The sequence below is a fragment of the Xanthomonas campestris pv. campestris str. ATCC 33913 genome (assembly GCF_000007145.1).
GTDB classification, from domain to species: Bacteria; Pseudomonadota; Gammaproteobacteria; order Xanthomonadales; family Xanthomonadaceae; genus Xanthomonas; species Xanthomonas campestris.
Window position 1 is genome coordinate 355,716 of the sequence record NC_003902.1, and the last position, 26,935, is coordinate 382,650.

Below are 26,935 nucleotides of genomic sequence, written 5' to 3' on the forward strand. Positions count from 1 at the left end.
GGCACGAGAGGTCGCACCCAACCCTCACCACCCAGCCACCGCACCATCCGATCTTGGGTCGCTCGCACCACTCACCACGCCGGTGACCTCACGCACCAGGGCGCCAGCATGCCCCATCACCGAGCTATAGGCCGGTAACAGTTCGACGGCGTGGCCGGCGTCGCGCAGTGCTTGCACCACGGCCGGGTCGAAGCGGTCTTCCAGCTTCAACGTGGTGCTGTCGTCGCCCCAGGTGCGGCCGAGCAGCCAGCGCGGTGCGGTGATGGCCTGTTGCAACGGCATGCCGAAGTGGGCGTAGCGCGAGAACAGCGCGGCCTGGGTCTGCGGTTGGCCTTCGCCGCCCATGGTGCCGTAGGCCATGACGCGGCCATCGTCGAAGGTGGCCAGGGCGGGGTTGAGGGTGTGGAACGGTTTACGCCCTGGGGCGAGTGCATTCCAGCCGTCGGTGGCGAGGCGAAAGCTGCAGCCGCGATTCTGCCAGGTGATGCCGGTATGCGGCAGCACCAGGCCGGAGCCGAATTCGAAATAGGTGGACTGGATGCAGCTCACCGCGCGGCCCTGCGCGTCGATGGCGCCGAACCAGACGGTGTCGCCGGCCTGCGAGGGCTGCGGCCAGGGCAGGGCCGCGTGCAGGTCGATGCGGGCGGCCAGTGCGTCCAGCGCAGCGCTGTCGTCGAGCAGGGCTTGTGCGTCGAGCGTCATCCAGGCGCTGTCGCCGATGTGGGCGTCGCGAATCAGGAAGGCCTGTTTGGTGGCTTCGATCAGGCCATGCAGGTGCGCGAAACTGTCTGCCTGCGTGGCCGGCAGGCGGTCGAACAGCGCCAGGATCAACAGCGAGGCCAGCCCTTGCGTGGGCGGTGCGTGGTTATACAAACGTGCACCGGCGATGGCGACTGAGAGCGGCACGCTGGCCTCGGCGGTGTGTGTGGCCAGGTCATCCGCATGCAACGGGCTGCCGAGTACGCGTAGGTCGGCGGCGATGTCATCGGCGAGCGCGCCGCGGTAGAAACTGTCCAGGCCATCGTGCGCCAGCCGTTGCAGGGTGCGCGCGAGCTGGGGTTGCTGCAGCACGGCGCCCTCGTGCAGGGGCGCGCCGCGCGGCTCGAAGATGCGCGCATAGGCGCCCGGCAGGCAACGCAGTTCATCGCCCTTGCTGGCGGCGATGTGCGCACCGCCGAGCGTGATCGGCACGCCCACCTCGGCATGGTGGATGGCCTCTTCCAGCAGCTGCTGCAGCGGGAGCGTGCCACCACCGTGCTGGAGCGCAAGCGCCCAGCCGGAGACGGTGCCGGCCACGGTATTGGCGGCGCCCGGGCCGCGCCAGGGGATGTGGGTGTGGCCGCGATAGAAGTCCAGCGTGGCCGCCTGTGCGGCACGGCCGCAGGCGTCGATGGCGTGTACGCGGCCATCGGGTTCGTGGATCAGCCAGAAGCCATCGCCGCCGATGCCGGTCATGTGCGGATACACCACGGCCAGACAGGCGGCGGTGGCCACCGCTGCTTCGATGGCGTTGCCGCCGGCGCGCAGGATGTCGCGCCCGGCCTGCGCGGCCAGATGGTGAGGCGCGACCACCATGCCGCGGCGTGCGCGCAAGGTGTGCAGCATCAGCGTGTCTCCGCCGGTGCGCTGAACGCGAGCAGCCCATCGCGTTCGAGTTGCGCGGCCAGAGCGAACAGGCGGTCTTCGCGGCCTGGCGCGGCAATCAGCTGCACGCCCAGCGGCAAGCGACCCGGGCGCGGTAGCGGCGCGGCCAGCACCGGGCAGGCGGCCAGCCCAAGCGGCTGGGTGAAGATGCCCAGGTTGGCGCGCGCCGAGACCGGCAGGCCATCGATGATGATGCTCTCTTGGTCGATGCGCGGCGCCACGCCAGGTGTGGCCGGCGCGATCAACACATCCACGCGGTCCCACAGCGTGCGCATGGCCCGCGCGAACCAGTGCGCGAACTGCTGTGCATCGGCCACCGCGCTGGCCGGCAATTGCAAGCCGGCCAACAGGCGGTCGCGGGTGGCTGGGTCGAATTGGGCGGCCTGTGTGCTGAGGGCGTTGCGATGGCGGTGCCCGCCCTCGGCGGCGGTGAGCACGAACGCGGCGGCGCGCGCGCGTTCGGCGTCCGGTAACTCCATGATGGTGGTGCTGCCGATCGCAGTGAGCAGCGTGCCGAGGCCGGCCTCCAGCTCGGGATCGAGGTTGCGTTGGAACCAGCCGCCCAATTGCGCGATGCGCAGCGTCTCCACGCTGCAAGCGGGTACCGGGTGCCCGTGCATCACTTCGTAGACGCGGCGCAGGTCGGCAACCGAGGTCGCGAACGGGCCCACCACATCCAGCGCATCCACGAACGGGAACACGCCCTGCAACGGCAGCGTGCCGTGGGTCGGTCGCAACCCGTACACGCCGCACAGGGCAGCCGGCACGCGGATCGAGCCATTGGTGTCCGAGCCCAGTGCAAACGGCACCCATCCAGCCGCCACTGCGGCGGCCGAGCCACCGGACGAGCCGCCGGCCAGATGGCGATGGTCGTGCGGATTGGCGGTGGTGCCGTAATGCGCGTTGACGGTGGCAAAGCCGTAGGCAAATTCGTCCATGTTGGCGGTGCCCACCAGCACTGCACCGGCATCGCTCAGGCGCTGCACCACGGCCGCATCGCGCGTGGCCGGCGCGCTTTGTGCGCGCAGCGCAGCACCGGCGGTGGTGACCTGCCCGGCCACATCGAACAGATCCTTGACCACGAACGGCACGCCGGCCAGCGCGCCGCCATCGCTGCCGCCGGCCAGCGCGGCCTGCACGCGCGCGGCATCGGCCGCGGCGCGCGCCGGCAACAAGCGGGTGATGGCATGCAGGCCATCGTTGGCCTGATTGATGCGGCCCAGTGTCTGGGTGGCCAGGCGCGCCGCCTGTGCGGGCTGGCTGCGCGTGCTGCCGACGATGGAGGCGATCTGCCCGCGCGAAGTGCTTGTGTCCGGTGATGCGGGGCGCGGTGCGTTGAAGCTGGCGAGCAGCTGCGCGTGACCACGCAGGACCTCGGTGTTGCGATCGATGCCGGCCTGCCACTGCGCGGGGAGTTGCATGGGGTCACCTTGGGTTGCTGGGAGTGGTGCGGGTGCGTGGTGTCGCTCGAGCCCCTCTCCCGCCGGGAGAGGGGTTGGGGTGAGGGTGCCCCGCTAGTTGGAGATGTATCAGGTATGCGTTTACCTTGCTTGCCACCTACTCAACTGGCGCGGCGTCTTTATCGGGTGACGTACCCTCATCCGCCCTTCGGGCAACTTCTCCCGATGGGAGAAGGGAGAGCGGCAGTCCGACTGCTGGTGATTGCGGTGCAGTGAGGTGATCGACCAATAGCTGCTCAAACGCCTGCACATTCACAGCATGCACCACCGTCTGTGCCTGTTCGCCCAGTCCAGGCTGATAGCCCGGCGCCCACGACAAAATGTCGCCATAGCCTGCGTCGAACGCGGTGTTGGTGTCGATGTAGAGCGTTTCGGTGTGCGTCGCCAACTCGGGGCGCAGCCACACCGCAGTGGCCAGCTCGTCCCACATCGGAAAGCCGGTTTCGCGGCGACGCAATGCGTGGCCGATGGGGGTGTCGGCCGCGCTCATGCGCGCCAATAGCTCCGGGGTGAGTTCGGTGGCGGTGGAGGGATCCACCGGCACCATGGTGATCTTCCGCCACGGTGCGCGCATGACGATGCTGGCGGCTTCCGGGTCCCAGCGGATGTTGAATTCGCGGCGTGGCGAATTGACGAACTCGCGCGCGAATTGGCGCGCGCTCACGCTGTCGCGCTGCTGGCGTGGATTGAGGCTGCCGCCCATGTAGACCAGTTCGCGCGCCAGCGTGGCGAAGGCCGGGTCCAGGGCCTGCGCGAGGGCCAGGTTGGTCAATGGGCCAGTGGCAATGATGCTCACCTCGCCGGGGTACTGGCGCACCATGCGCAGCATGAACAGCGCCGCCGGTTCGTCGGATGCGCGCACCACGCTGGGGTTGCCCAGTGGCAGATCGGGCACCACGTCGTGCGCGTGATAACGCGGCGCACTCTGCACGGTGTCGCCATCCACCCAGTGTTTGGTCCATGCACCTTTCCACACCAGCTTGCCGTACAGCGCTTCCCACCGTTCGGTGGCCAGCTCGCTGTTGAGCAGCGGGTGCACCGGGCCGGGATGCACCAGAATCTGCGGCTGCCCGGCCAGTTCCAGCAGGCGGCAGCTGTGTGCGATCACCTCATCGCGCCAGATGTTGCCGCTGACCGCGCTGATGCCGAGCACCTCGACCTCCGGCGACTGCAGCAACAGCAACTGCGCGGGCGTGAAGCCGTCGATGTCGTCTTCGAGGATGACGCGGCGTTTGGATGGGGCGGCGTGCGAGTGGGTCATTGCGCTGTCGTCATGGAGGGGAAATGTATTGCAGCGGCGATGCAGCGGAAGTCGCGTTGTAGGAGCGCGCTTGCGCGCGATGAGGCGTTATCGGTGAAGCCTCTTCGCGCGCAAGCGCGCTCCTATGGGTTATGCGTCAGCTGGTGTTGTCTGCACTTTGCGCTGCTCCATCAGCATGCGCTCGTACTGCGCCAGATCGGTTTCAAGCTGCCATTGCAGCCGTGCCTTCTCGCTGCTCTGGCGAAATGCTTGGCACCCAGCATCATCGGTTTCGCGCTGTAATGCAGTGGCGCAGGCCTGCGCAGCTTTACCGTTGGCGCTCCACAGGCTCGCGCCCGGCAGGAAGCTGTACGTCAGCCCGTTGCGGGCGAGTTGCTTGAGCGTGGGGTACTCGATGCCCTGCTCCTGCACGGCGCGTTGATATTCGTGGGTCATGTCCGCGCGCGACACGCCGGCATCGTCGGTGGAGAGCACCACCGGCACACCCGCGCGCAGATACATGGCCAACGGATGCGCGGCCCCGGTGACGCCCAGGATCACATCGTTACTGGTGAGGTTGATCTCCACCGCTACCTGGTCGCGGCGCATGCGCTGCAGCAGCTCTTGCGCGTCGTCTTCGTAAGGCAGATCCACGCCATGACCGATGCGCCGCGCACCGGCATCCACCGCCTGGCGGATATGCGAGCGCAGCTGCGCCGGTGGCACCAGGCCCAGGGTCAGCTCGCCGGCATGCAAGGACAACGGCACGCCGGGGTAGCGCTGTGCGAAGAACCGGAACATCGCCATGTGGCGCGCGTAATCGGCCACTGCCACCGGGTTGTCCTCGGGCGCGACGATGTTCACCGCCACCGCGCGGCTGCCGCCGGCGGCCACGAGCGCATGGGCGAGCGCCATCTGCCCGAACACCTGCGGCGCAGGCAGCACACGCAACACATACGGCACATAGCGGTACTGCACCTGGCAGGCCGCGCGTGGCTGCGCCTGGTCACACTGCAGGACGTGGCGCACCTGCGCGTCGAGGTCGGCAAGGTTGCGCTGTGCGGCCTGCACCAGCGGTGGCAGCGCGTCCTGCAGTTCGCGCAGGTTTGCGGCATCGTCGGTGCCATGCCAGGGCAGCGCCTGCATGCGCTGCGCAGCGTCGTCCATCTGTGGTGGGTTGGCGATGATTTCCACGTACGGCACGCGGTCGCGCGCGGCCTGCTCCAGCACGGCGGCCACGGTGTCGGCCACGCGTGCGCGCACCACCGCATCGAACTTGCCGAAGGTGCTGAAGAACTGCCCGTGCCCGGTGGGTTGGGATGGGCTGGCCAGGTGGTTGCGCATCGACAAGGCATCCACCACCCGGCCATACAGCGCGACATCGCGCGTGGACAGCCCGCGTGCGGGCACCTGGCCGGCCACGCACGGCGGTGCGCGCAGGCTCAGGTCGTCCAGCTGCACGCAGGCGCCGTCTTCGCTGGCCCACTGCAGGTAGTCCTCGGCATACACCGAGCCGGAGAGATGGTTATGCAGGTCGCCGCCTTTGGGCATGGCCTGCAACCAACTGCGCAGTTGCGCCGATTGGCCGGCCGTATCGCGAAACAACTGCGCAACCTGCTGCTCGCGCGATTGTGCGGGCGCAGGCGTTTGGCGCGCCTGCGCAAGTGCGGGCAGCAGCGCGCACACGGTGAGGATCAGACAACGACGCAGCATGGGCATACAGAAAAAACTCGCAAGAAGGTGTGCCGGCGCGCATGCGCGCCCAGCGGAGGGGTAGCTTGCCTTGCAGTGTGTTGCACGGCCAGCGCGCTGCGTGCCTGCAGGCAGCGCGGTGCAGGCGCGTCACTCCAGCGCATAGCGCAGCACGAACAGGCCGGCGATGGCCCAGGTGGCTGGATGCACCTCACGCCAACGCCCGCTGCCTAGCCGGAGCACCGCATAGGTGATGAAGCCCAACGCCAACCCATTGGCGATCGAATAGGTGAAGGGCATCGCCAGCATGCACATGGCGGCCGGCAACGCTTCGCCGACATCGTCCCACTGCAGATGCGCGCACTCGCGCAGCATCACTGCCGCCAGATACAGCAACGCCGGTGCGGTGGCGTAGGCCGGCACCATGGCTGCCAGCGGCGAGAACAGCAGGGCCAGCAGGAACAGCGCGGCCACCACCAGCGCGGTCAGCCCGGTGCGCCCACCCACCTGCACGCCAGCGGCGCTTTCCACATAGGCCGTGGTGCTGGAGGTGCCAAGCAGCGAGCCGGCCAGGATGGCGCTGCTGTCGGCGAGCAGAGCGCGGTCGAACTGGCGGCGCTGGGCTGTGGTGCGCAGCAAGCCGGCGCGCTGCGCCACCCCCATCAAGGTGCCGGTGGCATCGAACATCTCCACCAGCACGAACACCAGCACCACGTGCAGTACCGCGGTCAATGCGCCTTCGCCAGCGTGGCCCTGCAGGGCACCGGCAATATCCAGTTTCAGCAAGGTGGGTGCCAGACTCGGCGGCAGCGCGATCACGCCCCGGTACTGCACCAGCCCGAGTGCGAGTGCCGCAGCGGTGACCGCCAGGATGCCGAGCAGCATCGCCCCGCGCACGCGCCGCAGCTCCAGCACGCCGATCAGCAGCAACCCGGCCAACGCCAGCAAGGGCTCGGGCCGGTGCAGGTCGCCCAGGGTGATCAAGGTCTGCGGGTGGGCCACCACCAGCCCGGCTTTCTGCAGGCCGATCACCGCCAGGAACAGGCCGATACCGGCGGCGATTGCGCTGCGTAACGTGGTGGGGATGCCGTCCACCAGCCACCGGCGCGCGCCGGTGAGGGTGAGCAGCAGGAACACGCAGCCGGACACGAACACCAGGCCCAGCGTCTGTTGCCAGCTGTAGCCCAGGGTGCCCACCACGCTGAAGGCGAAGAAGGCGTTCAAGCCCATGCCGGGCGCCATGCCGATCGGGTAATTGGCCAGCAGGCCCATCACCGCCGAGCCGAATGCCGCGGCCAGGCAGGTGGCCACAAACACCGCGCCGTGATCCATGCCGGTAGTGGCCAGGATGTCCGGGTTGACGAACACGATGTAGGCCATCGTGAGGAAGGTGGTGGCGCCGGCCAGCAGCTCGGTGCGCACGTTGCTGCCGTTGGCGGCAAGCGCAAAGTTGGGCCAGCGCATCAGGCGCGCCCCAGCGGCCGGCAAGCGGCGGCACAGCAGAACAGTGTCATCGGCAACATCTCATCGAACACAGGCACCGGCGCGTAAGCGCGGGCTGCGTATCTTGCACTGTGCGCGGTGGCATGCCGTGGACGTGTTGCCCGAAATGCGCAGTGGCCTGTGGATGGCGTTGGTTGGCAACGCCTGATGAGAAGGTTGCAGCGCGCCGTTGCGCCACGCGTGTGCCTGGGCGGCAAGCCGAGCGTGCTGATGTCTGCATCGCACACGGCACCCGGCAACCGCAACAGCTGACTCATCCTCGCGATGGATGGCAGAACGTGACGCAGCGGCGCCAGTGATGGCAGGGGTCGCTAGCGGGGACATGGATCACAGCGTGTTCGAGCATCGCCAACGCGCCCGCGCTTGATCGTTGCCGCGTCGGTCGCATCACGTGTCGGCCTTGCCGCGGTGCTCAAAGTTCCAGCACCAGCCGTGGCGTGCGGCTGCGCGAACAGCACAGGGTGATCTGCGTGTTCTGCGCGTGTTCGCTGTCGCTGAGCACGCTGTCGCGGTGATCGGGCACGCCATCGAGCACGCCGGTCAGGCAGGCCCCGCACATGCCTTGCTCGCACGACAGCGGCACCTCCACGCCTGCGGCCATCAGCGCACTGGCGATACTGCACTCGGCCGCCACCTGCACCACGCGCCCGCTGGCGGCCAGCTCAACTTCGAAGGCGTCGTCGGCGGCGTGCGGCACGGCCGGCGCGACCGCGGCGAAGTGTTCGCGATGCAGCTGCGCCGGCGCCCAGCCCTGCGCCAGGGCCAGCGCGCTGAAGTGATCCATGAACGCGGCCGGCCCGCACAGATACAGCTGGTCGCGCGCGTGTGCCTTGCGCAGTTCGGTGGGGATGTGCACACGCGGGCTCTCGCCCCCATCGCTCAGGTGCACCTGCACCTGGCCGTGCTGGAAGCCCTGCTGCAGGCGCTGCCCGAAGGCCACATCCGCCTGCCGGCGTGCGTAGTAGTGCAGCACGAAGGCCTCGCCGCGCGCTTCCAGCGCCTCGACCATCGACAGCAGCGGAGTGATGCCGATCCCGGCCGCCAGCAGCACATGGCGTTCGCCCGGGTGTAACGGGAACAGGTTGCGCGGCGTGGAGATCTGCAGCCGGTCGCCGGCCGCGAGTTGTTCGCACAGATGCCGCGAGCCGCCGCGCGAGGCGTCGGCCAGCTTCACGCACAACAGGTAATGGTCGCGCGCATGCGGCGCGCTGGCGATGGAGTACTGGCGGATCAAACCATCGGGCAGGTGCAGGTCCACATGCGCGCCGGCTTCAAAGGCCGGCAACTCCGCGCCGATCGGCTCCAACCGGATCGCCCGCTGGCGATGTCCCTGGTCGACGACTTCCGCCACACGCACCTCATGCAGGCTCATGCCGTCATCCTCGCCGGTCAACGCAGGAAAAAGTCGCTATAGCCCTGGCTGCGCAGGCCACGGCGATAGGCGATCGAACTGCGATCGGCGGGGATGTGCACTTCCAGCAGCGGGTCCAGCGGCAGGTATTCCGGGCGCTGCGCTTCCACCATCGCGCGGTCTTCCTCGAACACGCGCAGGTTGAAGGCATGGACGTCCTCCACCGGCAGATGGGTGTCGAAGTTGCGCGCAATCGGCACCAGCAGCCGGGTCTTGTGCTTGGACACCGGGCTGGCCGCGTTCATGATCACCAGCCGCTTGCCCGGCACCGGGAAGTGGATGGTGAGCGTGGCGGTGAACGGCAGGTGCACTTCGAAATGGCGCAGCCACTGGAAGCCGGGGTCAACGTCGGGCAGCGGCATGTCCACCGAATAGTTGGCCACGCTGCTGAGGTAATCGGCGTTGAAACCGGTCGGCGTTTCGGTGGTGGTGTAGGCCGGCACTTCGCGCTTGTCTGGCTGGGCGAAGGTGGCGGTGTGCACGAAGGCGAAATGCGCCACGTCGATAAAGCCTTCCAGCTGCCGCGCGGCACTGCCGGCGATGTCGAAGCCCGGGCACACAATCTGCTGGAAGCCGTCCTCGTCCCAGCCCGGCATCGGCGGGATCTGCACCTCGGCCGCGCTCACCCCGGCCGGCTTGGCCAGGCACACCCAGATCAGCCCGTAGCGCTCGGCCACCGCATAGGTGTGCAGGCGCATCTTGGCGGGGATGTTCTGATTCGGGCTGGCCGGGATGTGGTTGCAGCGCCCGCCCGCGCCGAAGCGCAGCCCGTGATAGGCGCACACCACCCCGGCGCCATCGGCGCTGCCCATGCTCAGCGGCACGCCGCGATGCGGGCAGACATCGCGCGCGGCCACCAGCTCGGCGCCCAGCCGGTACAGCACCAACGGCTCGTCCAGCAGCATGGCCTTGAACGGCGCCTCGCTCACCTCGCTGCTCAGCGCCACCGCGTGCCAGTGCTGGGCCAGGCGCTGCCAGTCGGCGGCCTCAAAGGTGCAGTGCAGCGGCAGGGCGGGGACGGCGACATCCATGGGGCGGTCTCTGGCGTAAGGCGGGAGCGGTGCCGGATTGACTCTAGGAAGCCGGGGGTGTGTGATCAAACATCGTTTTTCCGCCAAGCCATTGCAAAAAATGCAACGGCCAACCGAGCCCCGCCCCATGCTGACCTTCTCGCGCTTCACCCGCTACTTCATCGAAGTGGCCCGCTGCGGCAGCATCCGCAAGGCATCGGACGTGCTGCACGTGTCCGCCTCGGCGATCGACCGGCAGATCCTCAAGGCCGAGGAAGAGCTGGGCGCGCAGCTGTTCGAACGCCTGCCCGGCCGCCTGCGGCTCACTGCCGCCGGCGAGCTGCTGCTGGTGGACGTGCGCCAGTGGGAGAAGGCCTATGCGCGCACCCTGGAGCGCTTCGACGAGCTCAAGGGGCTGCGCCGCGGGCACGTGGAGATCGCAATGATCGACGCGCTCAGCGAGGGCGTGGTGCCGGCTGCGGTGGCGGCGCTGGTGCAGGAATACCCCGGCATCACCTTCAACCTGTCCACCGCGCGCAACCAGCGGGTGATGGAGATGGTGACCTCGGCGGATGTGGATATCGGCCTGCTGCTGGACCCAGTGAGCAGCGTGGACCTGGAGGTACGCGCGTTCGCCGACATCCCGCTCGGCATTGCGATGCCGGTGGGTCACCCGTTGAGCAGCCGCAGCGAGCTGCAGCTGAGCGAAACGCTGGAGCACCGCCTGCTGCTGCCGGCCGCGCCGTTGATCGTGGGCGAGCACGCCAAGGTGCTGTACCAGCGCCAGCACATCGACGTGAAGCGGCTCACCCACTGCAACGACGTACGCACGCTGCGTGGGCTGGTGCGGGCTGGCGCCGGCGTGGGCCTGATGTCGTGGCTGGACGCCGCCCCCGACGTGGCCGACGGCCGCCTGGCCTTCGTGCCGTTCCGCCAGCACCTGACCAAACCGATGACCCTGGCCCTGTGCGTGGCCCCGCAGCGCCAGCTCTCGCGTTCGGCACAGCTGGCGATCCAGGCGCTGGCGGCGAAGATCGACGCGATGGCGGTGCCGGCGGTTGGTTGAACCCCTCTCCCTCTTGGAAGAAGGGAGCAAAGCCCCTCTCCCGCGGGGCGAGAGGGCACAGTTTGCGCGCCACTGGCGCGCGTGCCTTGGAGCGCCCGCGTCGCAAACGCGGGCCGGGGCGCGCAGCGGGGGTTGGGGTGAGGGTACGGCGGCGCAGCAGTCGGTGCAGCACTTCTGAAGGCGCGTGGCGACGCGTTTGTCACTGCAGGCACTGACAGATGCAGGAGGCGCCATCCGGCGCTGCGCGCCACCTTCTCCCGATGGGAGACGGGACGCCAAGCGCATACAACTTCCGTTAGTTAAACTTGCCAGGCTTCCCCACACGACACCCGCACATGCAGTTGATCGATATCGGCGCCAACCTCACCCATGATTCCTTCGACCGCGACCGCGATGCCGTGTTGCAACGTGCGCGCGATGCCGGTGTGGCGCAGCTGGTGATCACCGGTGCCAGCCGCGAGCATTCGCCGCTGGCCCTGCAGCTGGCGCAGCAGCATCCTGGATTTCTCTACGCCACCGCCGGCGTGCATCCGCACCATGCAGTGGAATTCACCGCCGAATGCGAGCGGGAAATGCGCGCGCTGCAGGCCCAGCCGCAGGTGGTGGCGGTGGGCGAATGCGGGCTGGATTATTACCGCGATTTCGCGCCGCGCCCGGCCCAGCACAAGGCCTTCGAACGGCAGCTGCAGCTGGCCGCCGATAACGGCAAACCGCTGTTCCTGCATCAGCGCGATGCGCATGACGATTTCCTCTCGATCATGCGCGCGTTCGACGGCCGCCTGGGCGCGGCGGTGGTGCACTGCTTCACCGGCACGCGCGAAGAACTGTTCGATTACCTGGACCGCGATTACTACATCGGCATCACCGGCTGGTTGTGCGACGAGCGCCGCGGCGCGCATCTGCGCGAGCTGGTACGCAACATCCCGGCCAACCGGTTGATGATCGAAACCGATGCGCCCTACTTGCTGCCACGCACGCTCAAGCCGCTGCCCAAGGAGCGCCGCAACGAACCGATGTTTCTCTCGCACATTGTCGAAGAGCTGGCGCGCGACCGCGGCGAAGATGTCGCGGTGACCGCCGAAAACAGCACGGCCGCCGCGCGCGCATTCTTCCGGCTGCCGGTGCCCGCCACCGCCGCGTGAGTGCGGCGGCGGTGTTTACGCCGCCAGCAATTCCCAGCCCTGTGCATCGCGCAATCGCAGGCCTGGCTGCGGCGCGTCCACGCTGACGCGTAGGCCGCTGGCCCACGGCAGTTGGCGTTGTTGCGGAAACCAGCGCCGCGCCTGGTCCACCACGATCAACAGCCCGTGGTCGTCGCCAAGCGCGGCAAACCCTTCCAGCGTCGGTGCAAACGGCTGCACGCCGAAGTGATGGCCCACGCTGCTGGTTACCGCAGCCACATTGCTGCTGGGCAGCCCGATCTCGCTCAGGCACAGCAGTTCGCTACCGTGAAACGCACCCTGGCCGGTGGGTGCGTCCTGCAGCGCATTGCGGGCGATCAGTTCGAGCACGGCGCCATCGGGGCCGGCGAAATACACCGACTGCGATTGCCACACGCCATCGAGCTGGAAGCGCTCCTGGCCATGTGGGTCGGTGAGCAGCGCGGCACGTGCGCCGACCCAGGCAGCTGCCGCATCGAAGCGCGCAGGTGCCACATTGAAGGCCAGATGCACGCTACCCACCGGCTGCTGCGCCTGCACGCATTCCAACGTGCTCCAGCCAATGCGCACGCTGTTGCCGGCGAGCGGCAGCTGCAGCACATCACGATAGAAGCGCAGGGTGAGATCCGGGTCCAGACACGGCAACAGCAGATGACGCAGACGCATGGCAAGCACACCAGTCAGAAGGAGCGCCCATTCAACGACCTAAAGCATGGTTGAGGTCAAGCGGTTTGTCTGCAATCTCCGCACGCATGGAATGCACACAGGCACGTGCCCCTGTAGGAGCGCACTTGTGCGCGAACGCATTACCGGGAATGCCACATCGCGCGCAAGCGCGCTCCTACGTTGGCTGTGCACAGCGCAGCTAGCCCGCACGCGTGGAATGCACATAGGCACGTGCCCTTGTAGGAGCGCACTCGTGCGCGAACGCGTTACCGGGAATGCCACGTCGCGCGCAAGCGCGCTCCTACGTGGCTGTGCACAGCGCAGCTGCTGCGTATGCAGCCAGCACGCGTGGAGCGCACATAGGCACGTGCCCATGTAGGAGCGCACTTGTGCGCGAACGCGTTACCGGGAAAGCCACATCGCGCGCAAGCGTGCTCCTACGTTGGGTGTGCACGGCGCAGCTGCTGCGTATGCAGCCCGCACGCGTGGAGCGCACATAGGCACGTGCCCTTGTAGGAGCGCACTCGTGCGCGAACGCGTTACCGGTAAAGCCACCTCGCGCGCAAGCGCGCTCCTACCTGGTCAATGACACTGCAACCGTCTGCAGCCACTCACCTACTCTCAAATCAACTCCGCCAACGTCCACAAATGCCGCACCAATGGCGCGTTCTCCAGCGCTCCGGGCGAGACCGCCAAGGCCAGGCGGGCCAGCGGCATCTGGCCTTCGATGTCCAGATAGCGCACGCCGGGCAGCTGCAGCTGCGCCGTGGAGGCGGGCACCACCGAGACGCCCAATTCGGCGGCCACCAGGTTGACGATCGATGACATCTGCGGCGCTTCCTGGGTGATGCGCAAGGTCACGCCGGAGGCGCGGCAGGCCGCCAGGATCTCGTCGTACAGGCTGGAGCCGAAGCTGCGCGGAAACAGGATGAACGGCTCGCCGGCCAGGGCCGCCAACGGTGCACTGTCCAACGCGGCAAGCCGGTGCGCGGCGGGTACGGCAATCTTCATCGGTTCGTCGGCAAAGCGCAGCAACTGCAGGTCCGGCGGCGTGCTCAGGCCGTAACGCACGAACGCCGCATCCAGCTTTCCTTCGGCCAGGGCCACCAGCAAGCCGGCGGTGTTGGTTTCTTCCAGCAGGAGCTCCACCTGTGGCCACTGCCGGCGGAAATCGCGGATCAGCCGTGGCACCACCGGGTTGAACGCGGCCGAGGCGGTGAAGCCCAGCCGCAGCCGGCCGGATTCGCCACGCGCCACGCGGCGTGCGGTTTCGGCAGCCCGTTCCACATCGACCAACACCCGGCGCACCTCGCCCAGGAACGCCTCGCCGGCCGCGGTGAGCTCGGCGCCGGCATGGGTGCGACGGAACAACGGCGTGCCCAGGTCGCGTTCCAGTGCCTGGATCTGCTGGCTCAACGGCGGTTGCCCGATGCCCACGCGTGCGGCGCCGCGGGTGAAGTTGCCTTCTTCGGCAACGGCCAGGAAATAGCGCAGGTGGCGAAGTTCCAAGGTATCTGTTTCGCATATGGACGCTGCGACAATCATATATTGGACAGGGGGTGGGCCGGGGGACATTCTGGCCGTCCCACGTCTCGGTTGCGCTCCTGTGTCTTCCTCCGATTGCCGCCCCGGCGCCCTGTCCGCCGCCGCCCTGCCCGCAGACACGCCGGCAACCGGCCGCATCCGCCTGGCGTTGTTCCTGGCCGGCTTTGCCACCTTCTCGCTGCTGTACAGCGTGCAGCCGGTGCTGCCGGAATTTGCCCGCACCTTCGGTGTGGATGCGGCCACGGCCTCGTTGCCGTTGTCGCTGGCGACCGGTGCGCTGGCGATTGCGATCTTCTGTGCCGGTGCGGTGTCGGAGAATCTGGGCCGGCGCGGGCTGATGTTTGTCTCCATCGCGCTGGCCGCAGTGCTCAACCTGATCGCCGCCTTCCTGCCGCACTGGGGCGCGCTGGTGGCGGTGCGCACCTTGTCCGGCATCGCGCTGGGCGGGGTGCCGGCGGTGGCCATGGTCTATCTGGCCGAAGAGCTGCCGGCCAGCAAACTGGGCGCGGCCACCGGGCTGTACGTGGCCGGTAACGCGTTTGGCGGCATGAGCGGGCGCATCGTGATGAGCCTGCTCACCGACCACTACGACTGGCGTACCGCGCTGGCAGTGTTGAGCGTGTTCGACCTGCTGTGCGCGGTGGCGTTCGTGTGGCTGCTGCCGCCCTCGCGTCACTTCGTGCGCCGGCACGGCGTCAACCTGCACTACCACCTGCGCGCCTGGGGCGGGCATCTGCGTAACCGCCAGTTGTTGTGGCTGTTCTCGATCCCGTTCCTGTTGATGGGCGTGTTCGTCAGCGTCTACAACTACGCCGGGTTCCGCCTGGGCGGCGCGGAATACGGCCTGAGCCAGAGCCAGATCGGCATGATCTTTAGCGCGTACGTGTTCGGCATCGTGTCTTCATCAGTGGCCGGTGCGGCTTCGGACCGCTACGGCCGGGGCCCGGTGGTGCTGGCCGGCACGCTCACCGCCGCGGCCGGTGTGGCGTTGACGCTGGCGCATGCCTTGCCGGTGGTGATTGCCGGGGTAGTGCTGCTGACGATCGGGTTTTTCATTGCGCATTCGTCGGCCAGCGCCTGGGTGGGCCGGCTGGGCGGTGCGGCGCGTAGCCATGCAGCGTCGTTGTATCTGCTGGCCTACTACAGCGGTGCCAGCCTGGTCGGCGCGGTCAGCGGCTGGTTCTGGCAGCACGGCGGTTGGGGTGCGCTGGTGGCGTTCTGCGGCAGCTTGCTCGCCCTGGCCTTGCTGGCGGCGCAGGTACTACGCCGCAGTGCGGACGACTCGCGCCCGTATGGGCGCTTTGCGCCACATCCACCGCGCGGGGAGTAAGCGCCGCGCTATCTGCGATCGCTGTACGGTTGGTCGGGGTGCTTGCGTGCGCTCTGTCGCAAGGTCGGCACTCAAGTCCTCGCGGCCTGTGATTGCGCGCGCACCGGTTACGCGCGCCATTGCATCCGCGCGTCGCGCGACGTGCAACAACGGCAACCGTGCGTGCCGCATCACGCGCGCACCGCTAGATCGCGCCTGCGTTACTGCGTTTGCGTTGAAGGCAATGCTGGTGAGCGCGGCGCAGGCGCGCTGCCGGTGCTGGGGTCGTACTGCGGATGCGCCGGATCCATGCTGCGCGGCCCGCGCACGGGAACCGGCTGCAGCGCGCTTTCGCGCCAGGCGCGCACCAGCAGATCGCGCAGCATTGCCGCGCCGTCGCCGGCGGTGAGGTAGACCATCGCGCGGCCGTCGGTGCGGGAGGCATCGTCGAACGCACCGGCTTTTTCCAGGCGATACACCTGCTCGACGCGGCCGGTGCCGATGGCGAGAAAACCCAGCAACTGCTCGAACACATCGCCGTCCTGATGCGCCAAGGCCGGCATGCGGGTCAGCAAGTCCTGCGGAGTGAGCGCGATCTTGTCGATGTAGTCGCTCTCGAACTTGCCGTGCACCTTCGGGTCGGTGCTGTAGCCGTGGGGATTGGGTCCCTGCCAGCCATCGTGGTGGATGCTGTCGTGCTGCGGCTGCGCGCCGTCGCCGATGTAGTGCGCAAACCAGCTCACCAGGAACGCGCAGGTGCGCTCCAGTTCGCGCGTGTCCTCACCGGCCGCACGCAACGCGCGGATCTGGCGCATGGTGGCAACGATGCGTTCGTAGCCTTCGGTGGCTGCATACGGCAAGGTGCCGGCCCAGCGCACATTCATGCGCTCGGCGGCGGCCGGGTCGCGTTGTGCAAGGCGCCGCTGTTCGTCGTACAAGGCCAGCACGAAGGCATAGCGCGAGCGCGGCGGGTTGGCCATGAATGCGAACTGCTCGCGGAACCAGCCGTGGTTGGGATCTTCTTCGATCTTGAGGAACGGCTCGCTTTCACTACGCCAGCCATCGGGCAGCACCGCACCATCGGCAATCACCTGCACATGGCGCTTGAGAAACACCGGCCCGTCATCCGGCAGTGCCTGGAGGGCGGCGCTATCGATCGCCGCGTGAGCGCGTTTTCCCCAGGCCAGCGCAGCCGTGGGGGCGAAGCAGGCCGTCAGCAGGACGGCCGCAGCAAGCAGGGAAGGCTTCATAAGAATCCTGGTCGGGCGCGCGCCGGGCAGGGCCGCGGCGCACGCGAAAGCGGCGGTGGCCGGCGTGCTCAGAAGTGGTAGGTCACCACCAGCCGGGTGTTGCGCTCGTAGATCGGCCGCCCGTAGATGGGTTCGCGCGTGCCTTGCCCGGAGATGGTATCGGTGCGCGGGTTGCCTTCGGTCAGCGCAAAGGCGTTGGTGAGATTGTCCACCGCCAGCTGCACATCCCACGGCCCGTTGCGCACCAGGATGTTGGCCGCCAGCGTGTGATAGGCGGCCAGTTCGGTGGTGTTTTCCAGGTCGGCGTAGCGCTTGCCCACGTAGGCGTAGCGCAGCGAGGTATCCCAATCGAATGCGCCGGTGCTGAACAGCAGCGTGGGCCCGACGTTGCCATAGAGCTTGGGCTGGCGGTTGGGCATGTTGCCGTCCACATCGACCACCGCCACCGCGCCGTTGGCCACCACTTCGGTCAGGTCGGAGACCTTGGTGTCGTTGTAGGTGACATTGGCATCCAGGCGCAGCCACTGCGCTGGCGTCCACACCGCGGCCACTTCCACGCCCGGGTTGGTGACGCTGCCACGGTAATCCTTGGACTCGGCCGCACCAGTCAACGGATTCACCGCGCTGGTGCCGATGTTGTACGGGTCGTACTTGGTGTAGAAGGCCGTGGCGAACACATCCAGCGTGGCGAAGTTGAGCTTGGTGCCCAGCTCGTACTGCTCGGCGGTGGGAATGTTGACGTTGCCTTCGTTGGCGCCCTCGCTGGGCGCGCGGTGCGCACGCGAGGCGCGGCCGTAGACACCGACAATCGGGGTGAGGTCGTAGTTGAAGCCGGCGGTCCAGTTGGTCACGCCCACATCCAGCGCGGTCTGCGTGCGGGCACCGGTGAACAGCCGTGCGGCATCGTCGGCCAGGGTGTCTGGCATGCCCAACGTGCCGGTGGTGCGGGCCATGGCTCAGGCGCGGTAGCGATAGCGCTCGTGGCGCACGCCGCCTTCCAGGCGCAGCTTGTCGGTCACCTGCCAGGTATCGGCGATGTAGGGCGCCAGCATGCTGGTGTAGGCCTTGCCCTGGGTGCGGTCGGCGCCGTAGATCACCACGCCGTCCTGGGTGACGCCGCCGACAACCGCACCATTGGCGTCATAGCCGAGCAGGTCGATGCTGCGCGGGTTCTGGCGCATTTCAAACAGATAGCTCTGGTAGCGCGAATTGTAGGAACGCGCGTAATAGGCGCCATACAGGCCCAGCGTGATGTCGTGGGTGTCGCCGCCCCAGTCGAAGCTGCGGTGCAGGCGCAGATCGTCGGCGATGGAATCGGCGCGCACATCCATCGCACGGTACTGGCCCTGGATCACCAGCCCGTCGGTGCTGGCCGGATCGAAGCGGCTGCCATCGTCGGTGTACACGTAGCCCAACCGCGACAGGCCCGGAAACGCTGCGCTTGCGGCCGCACGGCGGCTGTTTGCATAGGCGGTGGCATCCTGCGGCGCGTTGCTGGAATACAGCGCGTCGAAGGTCATGTCCAGGCGATTGACCACCGCCTTGTTGGACAGGCTCCAGCCGTTGTCGAAGGCCAGGTCCAGGTTCGCGCCCAGATGGTTGAATTTCATGTGGCGGCCATCGGAGAGATCGCGCGCCTCGCGTTGCGGCTGGCCATTGGCATCGCTGGAAATGAGCGTGGCGTGCTGCAGTTGCGGCGCGCTCAAGGTGCCGGTGAAGCGGTCGATCAACGGGTCCAGCGACCGCGTGGTGTCGCGCGGGTCATACAGCGGGATCGGCATGTAGAACGCGTTCTTGTCGTCCAGATGCTTGGCGGTGAAGGTGATCTTGCCGTGGTCCAGCGTGTGCGTGAGGTTCATGCGGAACTGGCCGCCCTCATCGGCAGGAAAGCCCACATCCCGGTAACCATCGTTGCGGCGCACGAAGCCGCCGGCGGCCAAGTACCAGTCCTGCGCCAGCTTGCCCGACCAGTAGCCATCGAGCCGGTACAGGCCGGTATCGCCCACGGTGGTGCGCACTGCGCCTTCGGGCGTGTCGCCGCCCTGGCGGGTGACGAAGTTGACGATGGCCGCGGCATTGGAGGCGAAGATCGGCGAGGGCCCGCCGCGCACGGTCTCCACCGATTCGACCATCACGTCTGGCCGCACTAGCCCTTCGGTCTTGTAGAAGTAGCCGTTGTTGTCCGGATACGGGCTGATACCGTCTTCCTGGATCACCGCGAACGAGCCTTCATCGGGGATGCCGCGGATGCGGTACACGTTCTGCACTTCGCCGCCGGTGGATTCGGCGTAAATGCCCGGCATCGAACCGATCAGGCTGGTGAGGTTGAGCGGCGCCAGTTTGTCGATCTGTTCGGCGGTCATCGAGGTGATCGCATAGGACGCTTCGAACTGGCTCTGTGCCTGGCCGGCACCGGTGACGATCATGCGGTCGAGCGAAAAGATGCCGTCGTCGGCCGCACGTGCCGGCGGTGACGCGGTGGTCTGCTGCGCCAGCGCCGGGCCGGCAAGCGTGGAGGCAAGTGCGAGGGACAGGCAAAGACACAGCGGGGCGCGACGCAGTCCGGAGGCGATCCGGATGTCGGTGGTTGGCATGGCGGGCATGGGCAAGCGGGGGAGCGCGTCACTTTCGCGATGTCATATTGCAGATGCGTTGCGTGTGCGGCAGATCACGCAAAAAAGCCGGTGCAGTGCCTGGAACTGTGACGTATGCAGGCTTTACTTCGCTCTGTCATCGGCGCGTCCTGCGCTGGCGCTCGCATCGGCTGCGGCGTTGCACTTTGCATCAGTGATGGTGGCGTTCGCCAAGACGGTTGAAACGCAAGATTCAGCGTGCAGGTGGAGGTGAACGCCGCGCCTAACGCGCGCAGCGTGCAGCCAGGAGACGAGCGCAACCGTGATGCAGGCAGATGCGCCTGTGCTTGGAATCGCACCGCGCACCCCAATTGAAAAGCCATCTCCCGTGGCGTCTTTGCATCGTGAATCGCTTTGCGTCATCTCCCGTCCCATACACCTCGCCACTGCGCGCGTCCGTGGCAACGTGGGCATGAAGGATCGGCCTGCCAGGGTGCGCAACCAGCGCCTGCGCGCCGCGTGTAGCCCACTGCCGCCGCACCGGCCAGCGCTCACCGCAGCGCCTGAACGTGTTGCACCGCTACAGGCACGCGCGCGGGTGTTGTTGCACAGTGACCACACCATGACCGGAGTTGCACGATGACTGTTGCGATCACGCAGACCGGCCCGGCGCTGCAGGAGTTCGTCGAGCGCCATCAGCGCTTGTTCGTACTCAGCGGCGCGGGCTGCAGCACCGATTCGGGCATTCCCGATTACCGCGATCTGCAGGGCGGCTGGAAGCGCCCGCAACCGGTGACCTTCCAGGCGTTCATGGGCGAGCTGTCCACGCGCCAGCGCTATTGGGCGCGCAGCCTGGTGGGCTGGCCGCGCTTCGGCCTGGCGCGGCCCAACGCCACCCATCACGCCCTGGCCGCGTTGGAGGCGCGCGGGCAACTGGAGTTGCTGCTCACCCAGAACGTGGACCGCCTGCATCAGGCCGCCGGCAGCCAGGCGGTGATCGATCTGCACGGCCGGCTCGATGTGGTGCGTTGCATGGGCTGCGAACAACGCATGCCGCGCACCGAGTTCCAGTTGCTGCTGGAGCGCGACAACCCCGGCTGGGCCGACCTGGAGGCCGCCCAGGCGCCCGATGGCGATGCCGATCTGGACAACGTGGCCTTCGACAACTTCGTGGTGCCGGCCTGCCCGGCGTGCGGCGGCGTGCTCAAGCCGGATGTGGTGTTCTTCGGCGAGAACGTGCCGCGCGAGCGCGTGGAGCGCGCCTTTGCGCATCTGCAGGCCGCCGATGCGGTGCTGGTGGTGGGGTCTTCGTTGATGGTGTATTCCGGCTTCCGCTTCGTGCAGGCCGCCGCACGTGCAGGCCTGCCGATCGCCGCGCTCAACTTCGGGCGCACCCGTGCCGACGACCTGCTCAGCCTGAAGGTGGAGCAATCCTGCGCGCAGGCGCTGGCGTTCCTGCAACAGCCGCCGGACCCCCTGCACACGGCCACCGCCAGGTACCACAGTGCGCGTTCGGCATGACGCAGTGATCCATCGCAGCGGTTGTGCCCACGCGCGTGGCGCAGTGCAATGGGCATCCCTACGTCGCGTGTGGATGTCGCCTTGAGCCAGTTGTTCACCCCCATCAATTTTGGTCCGCTTGCGCTCGCCAACCGCATTGTGATCGCGCCGATGTGCCAGTACTCCGCACAGGACGGCCGCGCCACCGACTGGCATCGCATCCACCTGGGCACGCTGTCGCAATCCGGTGCCGCGCTGTTGATCCTGGAAGCGGCCGCGGTGCAGCCGCAGGGCCGTATCTCCTACGCCGACCTGGGCCTGTACGACGACGCCACCGAGCAGGCGCTGGGCGAGGTGCTGGCATCGGTACGGCGTTGGTCGCCGATGCCGATCGGCATCCAGCTGGCACATGCCGGGCGCAAGGCCTCCACCGATCTGCCGTGGAAGGGCGGCGAGGCGATTGCTCCCGACCATGCCAATGGTTGGCAGACCGTGTCCGCCTCGGCACTGCCGTTCCGCGATGGCCAACCGCTGCCGCAGGCGCTGGACGCCGCTGGCATCGATGCGGTGGTGGAGGCCTTCGTGACCGCGGCCAAGCGCGCCGAACGCCTGGAGCTGCAGCTGATCGAACTGCATGCCGCGCACGGGTACCTGATGCATCAGTTCCTGTCGCCGCTGAGCAACCAGCGCAGCGATGCGTACGGCGGCTCGCTGGACAACCGCATGCGGCTGACGCTGCGCATCTTCGATGCGGTACGCGCGGCGGTGTCTGACCAGATGGCCATCGGCGTGCGCATCTCGGCCACCGACTGGGTGGATGGCGGCTGGGACCTGCCGCAGAGCATTGCGTTGTCCAAGGCGCTGGATGCGCGCGGCGCGCACTACATCCACGTGTCCAGTGGCGGGCTGGACCCGCGCCAGCAGATTCCGGTGCAGGCCAGCTACCAGATACCGTTTGCCGAGGCGATCCGCGCGCAGGTGGACACGCCGGTGATCGGCGTGGGCCTGATCACCGAACCGCAACAGGCCGAAGCGATCCTGCGCGATGGCCAGGCCGATGCGATCGCGCTGGCGCGCGGCATCCTCTACGACCCGCGCTGGCCGTGGCACGCCGCCGCCGCGCTGGGCGCATCGGTCACCCCGGCGCCGCAGTACCAGCGCTGCGAACCGCGCGAAGCGCGTGGCGTGTTCGCCAGCTGACGCGCGCACAACCGACCATGGACCGATCATCTCGACCAAGCAGAGGGCATGCATGCCAATAGGATTTCTGGGGCTGGGCACGATGGGCCTGCCGATGGCGCACAACCTGCTGCGCGGCGGCTTTGAACTGACCGTATGGAACCGCTCGCCGGCACGTGCGCAGCCGCTGCGTGAGGCCGGCGCACACGTGGTGGAGCAGCCGCAGCAGGCCGCGCACGGCCCGCTGCTGTTTTCGATGCTGGCCGACGACGCCGCGGTGCGGCAGACGGTGCTCGACGGCGGCGTGCTGGATGCGCTGCCGGCCGGCAGCGTGCACGTCAACATGGCCACCATCTCGGTGGCGCTGGCGCACGAGTTGACCGCACTGCATGCCGAGCGGGGTATTGCCTACGTCGCCGCCCCGGTGCTTGGCCGCGTGGAGGTGGCCGAAGCCGGCAAGCTCAACATCCTGGCCGCTGGCGACGATGCCGCGCTTGCCCGCGTGCAGCCGATGTTCGATGTGCTGGGCCAGCAGACCTGGCAGATTGGCAGCGCGCCCGAGCAGGCCAACGCGGTGAAACTGGCCGCCAACTTCTGCCTGGCCAGTGCGATCGGCGCGATGGCCGAAGCCAGCGCGCTGGCGCGTGGGCATGGCGTGGATGCCACGCAGTTTTTAGGCATGCTCACCAGCACCTTGTTCGCTGCGCCCGCGTATCAAGGCTATGGCCGGCTGATCATGCAGCGCCAGTACACGCCTGCCGGCTTCACTGCCACCCTGGGCCGCAAGGATGTGGATCTGGCAATCCAGGCCGGCGCGGCGCGGCAGGTGCCGATGCCGCTGGGCGAGCTGCTGCGCAGCGGCCTGGACGAGGCAATTGCGCACGGCGATGGCAACGCCGACTGGGCGGTGCTGGCCGAGGTCTCCGCACGCCGTGCAGGGCAGGCCTAGCACCGCCAGCGCGTGCGACTGATGCAGTCGCGCGCGCTGTTCGCAGTGGCATCGTGTGCGAGCGGTGCCGTGCAGCACGGTGTGGCTACGATGGCACGCCGCTCAAGCACACGCGCTGCGCCAACCGCCGTCAACGACATGCGCATCAATCGCCCGCGTTGCGCATCTTGCGGTGTGTCCCGCAGGCATGACGCCTGGTGCGACGTGGCTGGCTTGAGGCCTGGCAGGCAAGCGGCTAAGGTGCCTGCTCGTAACAGCCGCCGCTCCAGGGAGGATGCGATGCGACACCCCAACATCAGGCCCGGTTCGACCGTGCACGCCACGCGCACATCGGCCCACGCCGGTGGTGGCGCACGATGACCAGCGCACCGGTCATCCATCAGGGCCCGGTCGGCCCGGACCATCCCGAGCATCCGGACCATCACCTGTTCTCACAGATCCAGGAAGCGGTGAGCGTGCTCGACACAGAACTAGGCAAGCCTACCGACGAGGCCAGCATGCGCATGGCCGCGCGGCTGCTGCCGCTGGCCAAGCAGCACGGCTTCGACCAGGTGGATCTGGTGGTGCTCAGCCGCCATCTCGGCGAGGTGGGCGAGAACGTGTTTCTGGTGCGTGGCGCGCTGGACGACCCGGCGCATTTGCGCGCCCACATCACCACCCAGGAAGCGATGGAGACCTCGGTCGACGCCTCGCTTGCGCAGCTGGACGAAATCAACCGGCGGCTGATGCTGCGCCTGCCGCCGCGCTGATCCTCATCGTCAGTGGCATGCGCACCGCGTCCTGCGATGCATGCCACTAGCGCAACAACTGCGATGCGTTGGTCAGCGGATCTGCATGCACGCCGAGCACAGTGCCCCGGTGCAGAGCTGCCGTGCGGCTGGCCCAAACGTTGCGCCGCGGCGCAACGTAAAAGTTACCGACGCAAGCACTGCGCCAGCGGTGTCATCCATTGGCTATCATCTCGCCGATGCGCTCTGACTACATCCTCACCCTGTCCTGCCCCGACCGTACCGGCATCGTCTATCGCGTGACCGGTCTGTTGTTCGATCTTGCCTGCAATATTCTCGACGCCCAGCAATTTGGCGACGACGAGAGCGGGCGGTTTTTCCTGCGCGTGCATTTCGACAAGCCGCCGCGAACTGACATCGCGCAGCTGGAGCAACAGTTCTCACAGCTGGCCGCCGGTTTTGAAATGACCTGGCAGCTGCACGATGCGCGCCGCCGCGCGCGGCTGCTGGTGCTGGTGAGCAAGCAGGGCCACTGCCTCAACGATCTGCTGTTCCGCATGCATAGCCGGCAGTTGCCGGTGGATATCGTGGCGGTGGTCTCCAACCACACCGACTTCGCACCGCTGGCGGCGTCCTACGGCATCGCCTTCCACCACCTGCCGGTGAGCGCAGACACGCGCGCCGAACAGGAAACGCAGCTGCTCGCGCTGGTCGAGCGCCTGCAGGTGGACCTGGTAGTGCTGGCGCGCTACATGCAGATCCTTTCGCCTGCACTGTGCCGCGCATTGGCCGGGCGTGCGATCAACATCCACCACAGCTTCCTGCCCAGTTTCAAGGGCGCCCAGCCGTATCACCAGGCGCACGCGCGCGGGGTCAAGATCATCGGCGCCACCGCGCACTACGTCACCGAAGACCTGGACGAAGGCCCGATCATCGAACAGGACGTCGCCCGCGTGGACCACGCCATGACCCCGCGCGACCTGGTGCGCCTGGGCAGCGACACCGAATCGCTGGTGCTGGCACGCGCGGTACGCCGCCATGTCGAACACCGCATCGTGCTCAACGGGCACCGTACGGTGGTGTTTCGCTAGCGGAGCGCTGCAAGCTCGCAACTGCAGCTGTCTCTCACCGCAGCTGCAGGCGCGTCACCGCGCGCGCGGGCCTGTCGGCATTGGGTGCCGTTACACAGCGTCTAACGAGGTTGCAGTGCGCACGCGGGCGTACTGCGATGGTGGGCTGCCAGTGTGGCGAGTGAAGGCAACGCTGAAACTGCTGGCCGAGCCGTACCCCACCCGCTGCGCCGCCTGCGCCACGCCAAGCCCCTGTTCTGACAGCAGCGTCTTTGCCAGCGCCATGCGCCATGCCAGCAGATACTCCATCGGCGTCACACCCATCGCACGGTTGAAGCGCGCAAAGAACGATGACCTCGACAGCGCCGCTTCCTTGGCCAATGCGTCGATCGTCCAGGCATGCGCCGGTGCGCCGTGCATGGCGCGCAGCGCCGCCGCCAGGCGTGCATCGGATAACGCCCGCACCAGTCCTGGAGTGGTGTCGCTCGCCGTCAGCGAGCGTAATGCTTCGATCAACAGCACTTCCAACAGTCGTGCAAGCACCACCGCACGGGCGGGTCGGTTTGTGCGCGCCTCCTCACCAACCAGATTCACCAGCGTGGTGAGCCGCAGCTCACCGCGCACATGCACCAACCGTGGCAGCAGCGACACCAGCAGCGCCGCATCCGGCGAGCCGAAGCTGCAATGCCCAATCACGATGCGAACATCCGCCGGGCCGTCCTGCGCGCCGATGCGGAAACTGCCATCGTCCGCCTGGGTCGGCACGGTGTGGGCTTGCCCGGTCGACGCCTGCGCGCTGGAGAGCGTGACAGCAAGCATGGCGGGTGCCAGCACAAAGTCGCCTGCTTCCAGCACATGCGCCTGGCCACCTTCAAGCGCCAGCCGGCACTTTCCCTCGATCACCGCGCAGTAAAACGGGCCGGGCGCATCGGAGCGGTACGCCGACCACACACCAGCGCCAAGGACAAGTTTGGAGAACCCTGGTGCCGGCCTCAGCAGCAGGACGACCTCAGCAAGCGGGTCGAGCATATTGGACTCTCGCTAATGGATTAAGCACTCTGGAATATCGAAAGTGCGACCTGGGCAGCCTAACGTAGATCCTCACACCGTCACCGAGGGCGCTTCATGCAAACCGTACTCATCACCGGCTGTTCGTCGGGCTTTGGCCTGGCAACCGCACATTACTTTCTCGAACGCGACTGGAACGTGGTTGCCACCATGCGCACTCCACGTGAGGACCTGTTTCCTGTATCGCCAAGGTTGAAGGTGCTGCAGCTCGACGTCACCGACGCCGCGAGCATCCAGGCCGCGATTGCTGCGGCCGGCACGGTGGACACGCTCGTCAATAACGCAGGCTTCGGTGCGCCCGCACCGCTGGAACTGACAAGCCTGCAGGCGGTACGCGACCTGTTCGAAACCAACACCTTCGGCACGCTGGCTGTTACGCAGGCGGTCTTGCCGCAGATGCGCGCGCGCCGCGCCGGGGTCATCGTCAATGTGTCGTCGAGCGCAACGCTCAAGCCACTTCCGCTGATCGGCGCCTACCGTGCGGCGAAGGCGGCGGTGAATGCGCTGAGCGAATCGCTGGCCGCCGAGCTGGAGGCGTTCGGTATCCGCGTGCGGGTTATCTCGCCAGGCTCCTGCGGTGAGACGGACTTTCGTGCCACCGCCCGCGCGGGTCTACGCGGCGCTGATGACGAGATCTATGGTGCGTTTATGCAACAGACGCTGGCGCGCATGAGCGCATCTACCGGCCCAGGGACGCGGTCGATCGACGTCGCGCAGGCCGTCTGGCGCGCAGCCACCGACCCGGCTGCGCCGATGTTTATTCCTGCAGGCGCAGATGCAGAACTGTGGGCTGCCGAAGCTGCCGAGCGTGGCTAATAAATCTCTTGTACGTCATGCGAAAACCAAACGCTGAGTCGGCCTAGCGCGGTGCCTAACTGATCGCGCGACACGCCATGAATCCAGCTGTGGAGG

22 protein-coding genes are annotated in these 26,935 nt (G+C 67.5%); 9 read left to right on the forward strand and 13 right to left on the reverse strand.

What is annotated here, in order from left to right; all coding sequences use genetic code 11:
* Positions 1 to 24 precede the first annotated feature (24 nt).
* The 7 genes from XCC_RS01515 to XCC_RS01545 form a co-directional block, all read right to left on the reverse strand.
* Complete coding sequence (locus tag XCC_RS01515) at positions 25 to 1,605, reverse strand: gamma-glutamyltransferase family protein (protein WP_011035546.1); 1,581 nt, start codon at positions 1,603 to 1,605, stop codon at positions 25 to 27.
* On the reverse strand, positions 1,605 to 3,065 hold the full coding sequence (locus XCC_RS01520) for an AtzE family amidohydrolase (RefSeq protein WP_011035547.1): 1,461 nt from the start codon (positions 3,063 to 3,065) through the stop codon (positions 1,605 to 1,607). Before XCC_RS01520 ends, XCC_RS01515 begins: the two co-directional genes overlap by 1 nt.
* Positions 3,066 to 3,201: 136 nt before the next feature.
* Positions 3,202 to 4,365 (reverse strand): nucleoside hydrolase, encoded by a 1,164-nt coding sequence (locus tag XCC_RS01525; protein ID WP_011035548.1) that lies wholly within the window; start codon positions 4,363 to 4,365, stop codon positions 3,202 to 3,204.
* A gap of 129 nt (positions 4,366 to 4,494) precedes the next feature.
* Positions 4,495 to 6,063 carry an adenosine deaminase family protein gene (locus tag XCC_RS01530; RefSeq protein ID WP_043877696.1) on the reverse strand — a complete coding sequence of 523 codons (1,569 nt, stop codon included), beginning with the start codon at positions 6,061 to 6,063 and terminating at the stop codon, positions 4,495 to 4,497.
* 123 nt (positions 6,064 to 6,186) lie between these two features.
* Positions 6,187 to 7,500, reverse strand: a complete 1,314-nt coding sequence (locus XCC_RS01535; RefSeq protein ID WP_011035550.1) for an NCS2 family permease — start codon at positions 7,498 to 7,500, stop codon at positions 6,187 to 6,189.
* 451 nt (positions 7,501 to 7,951) lie between these two features.
* Positions 7,952 to 8,911 carry a PDR/VanB family oxidoreductase gene (locus tag XCC_RS01540; RefSeq protein WP_043877862.1) on the reverse strand — a complete coding sequence of 320 codons (960 nt, stop codon included), beginning with the start codon at positions 8,909 to 8,911 and terminating at the stop codon, positions 7,952 to 7,954.
* A gap of 17 nt (positions 8,912 to 8,928) precedes the next feature.
* Complete coding sequence (locus tag XCC_RS01545) at positions 8,929 to 9,981, reverse strand: aromatic ring-hydroxylating oxygenase subunit alpha (RefSeq protein WP_011035552.1); 1,053 nt, start codon at positions 9,979 to 9,981, stop codon at positions 8,929 to 8,931.
* Positions 9,982 to 10,108: 127 nt separating this feature from the next.
* On the opposite strand from XCC_RS01545, the gene XCC_RS01550 reads away from it, so the two are divergent.
* Both XCC_RS01550 and XCC_RS01555 read left to right on the forward strand, forming a co-directional pair.
* A complete protein-coding gene (locus tag XCC_RS01550) occupies positions 10,109 to 11,026 on the forward strand; it encodes a LysR family transcriptional regulator (protein WP_011035553.1) in 918 nt (305 codons plus the stop codon).
* Positions 11,027 to 11,361: 335 nt separating this feature from the next.
* Positions 11,362 to 12,168, forward strand: coding sequence for a TatD family hydrolase (locus tag XCC_RS01555; RefSeq protein ID WP_011035554.1), 807 nt, complete (start codon positions 11,362 to 11,364; stop codon positions 12,166 to 12,168).
* A gap of 15 nt (positions 12,169 to 12,183) precedes the next feature.
* On the opposite strand, the gene XCC_RS01560 is transcribed toward XCC_RS01555, so the two are convergent.
* Both XCC_RS01560 and XCC_RS01565 read right to left on the reverse strand, forming a co-directional pair.
* Positions 12,184 to 12,852, reverse strand: coding sequence for a hypothetical protein (locus XCC_RS01560; protein ID WP_016944216.1), 669 nt, complete (start codon positions 12,850 to 12,852; stop codon positions 12,184 to 12,186).
* A 621-nt stretch (positions 12,853 to 13,473) separates the two neighbouring features.
* A complete protein-coding gene (locus XCC_RS01565) occupies positions 13,474 to 14,361 on the reverse strand; it encodes a LysR family transcriptional regulator (protein WP_011035556.1) in 888 nt (295 codons plus the stop codon).
* A gap of 97 nt (positions 14,362 to 14,458) precedes the next feature.
* Between XCC_RS01565 and XCC_RS01570 the strand changes: the two genes are divergently transcribed.
* Positions 14,459 to 15,727, forward strand: coding sequence for an MFS transporter (locus XCC_RS01570; RefSeq protein WP_016944215.1), 1,269 nt, complete (start codon positions 14,459 to 14,461; stop codon positions 15,725 to 15,727).
* A gap of 200 nt (positions 15,728 to 15,927) precedes the next feature.
* Here XCC_RS01570 and XCC_RS01575 read toward each other — a convergent pair whose 3' ends face one another.
* From XCC_RS01575 to XCC_RS22315, 3 genes are all read right to left on the reverse strand, one after another.
* Positions 15,928 to 16,956: a nuclease gene (locus XCC_RS01575; protein ID WP_011035558.1), complete on the reverse strand. Its 1,029-nt coding sequence runs from the start codon at positions 16,954 to 16,956 to the stop codon at positions 15,928 to 15,930.
* Positions 16,957 to 17,024: 68 nt separating this feature from the next.
* On the reverse strand, positions 17,025 to 17,909 hold the full coding sequence (locus tag XCC_RS22310; protein WP_011035559.1) for a TonB-dependent receptor domain-containing protein: 885 nt from the start codon (positions 17,907 to 17,909) through the stop codon (positions 17,025 to 17,027).
* Between the two features lie 3 nt (positions 17,910 to 17,912).
* Entirely contained in the window at positions 17,913 to 19,550 is a 1,638-nt protein-coding gene (locus tag XCC_RS22315) for a TonB-dependent receptor plug domain-containing protein (RefSeq protein ID WP_228442170.1), read from the reverse strand.
* A 618-nt stretch (positions 19,551 to 20,168) separates the two neighbouring features.
* On the opposite strand from XCC_RS22315, the gene XCC_RS01585 reads away from it, so the two are divergent.
* From XCC_RS01585 to purU, 5 genes are all read left to right on the forward strand, one after another.
* Positions 20,169 to 21,050: an NAD-dependent protein deacetylase gene (locus XCC_RS01585; protein WP_011035561.1), complete on the forward strand. Its 882-nt coding sequence runs from the start codon at positions 20,169 to 20,171 to the stop codon at positions 21,048 to 21,050.
* A gap of 48 nt (positions 21,051 to 21,098) precedes the next feature.
* Positions 21,099 to 22,229, forward strand: a complete 1,131-nt coding sequence (locus XCC_RS01590) for an NADH:flavin oxidoreductase/NADH oxidase (protein ID WP_019237159.1) — start codon at positions 21,099 to 21,101, stop codon at positions 22,227 to 22,229.
* 52 nt (positions 22,230 to 22,281) lie between these two features.
* Complete coding sequence (locus tag XCC_RS01595) at positions 22,282 to 23,157, forward strand: NAD(P)-dependent oxidoreductase (protein WP_011035563.1); 876 nt, start codon at positions 22,282 to 22,284, stop codon at positions 23,155 to 23,157.
* A 356-nt stretch (positions 23,158 to 23,513) separates the two neighbouring features.
* Positions 23,514 to 23,906, forward strand: coding sequence for an XVIPCD domain-containing protein (locus XCC_RS01600; protein ID WP_011035564.1), 393 nt, complete (start codon positions 23,514 to 23,516; stop codon positions 23,904 to 23,906).
* 218 nt (positions 23,907 to 24,124) lie between these two features.
* A complete protein-coding gene (gene purU, locus XCC_RS01605) occupies positions 24,125 to 24,976 on the forward strand; it encodes a formyltetrahydrofolate deformylase (protein WP_019237160.1) in 852 nt (283 codons plus the stop codon).
* A gap of 90 nt (positions 24,977 to 25,066) precedes the next feature.
* Here the strand turns inward: purU and XCC_RS01610 are convergent, their stop codons facing one another.
* The gene (locus XCC_RS01610; protein WP_011035566.1) at positions 25,067 to 25,984 is read right to left on the reverse strand and encodes an AraC family transcriptional regulator; all 918 of its coding nucleotides are present in this window, start codon (positions 25,982 to 25,984) and stop codon (positions 25,067 to 25,069) included.
* A gap of 96 nt (positions 25,985 to 26,080) precedes the next feature.
* On the opposite strand from XCC_RS01610, the gene XCC_RS01615 reads away from it, so the two are divergent.
* Positions 26,081 to 26,839 (forward strand): SDR family oxidoreductase, encoded by a 759-nt coding sequence (locus XCC_RS01615; protein ID WP_011035567.1) that lies wholly within the window; start codon positions 26,081 to 26,083, stop codon positions 26,837 to 26,839.
* The last annotated feature ends 96 nt before the right edge of the window (positions 26,840 to 26,935 follow it).